This window comes from Mesorhizobium sp. M8A.F.Ca.ET.181.01.1.1 (genome assembly GCF_004792025.1).
Taxonomy (GTDB): domain Bacteria; phylum Pseudomonadota; class Alphaproteobacteria; order Rhizobiales; family Rhizobiaceae; genus Mesorhizobium.
On the sequence record NZ_SRTV01000077.1, the window covers coordinates 1 to 382 of the forward strand.

General features: G+C 58.4%; 1 pseudogene. It reads left to right on the forward strand.

Annotation, left to right across the window (positions count from 1 at the left end):
- Window positions 1–137: 137 nt before the first annotated feature.
- Window positions 138–382: pseudogene (locus tag EN824_RS35690) on the forward strand (carbohydrate ABC transporter substrate-binding protein); the annotation flags it as partial.

Sequence of the window (382 nt, forward strand, 5' to 3'; positions counted from 1 at the left end):
AAGCCGGCATGCAGATCATGGGAGATTGGGCGAAGGGCGAGTTTCTCGCAAAGAACCTGAAGCCCGGCGTGGACTTCCTGAGTTTCCCGACCCCTACGTCAACGCCGAATATCCTTTGGGCAATGGACTCGTTCAGCATGTTCGAGACCACCGATCCGAACCTTCGGGCCGCGCAGGACGAACTGGTCAAGGTGATCCTCGATCCGGAAGTGCAGATAAAGTTCAACTTGATCAAGGGGTCGATCCCGCCTCGGCTCGGTGTCGACATGTCGAAGTTTGACGACTGCGCCAAGCAGGCCGCAGCGGACCTCAAGACGGCGATCGACAACAAATCGTTCCTCGGCACCCTGTCTGGCGGCTATGCCGCCGAACCTCAATTCGC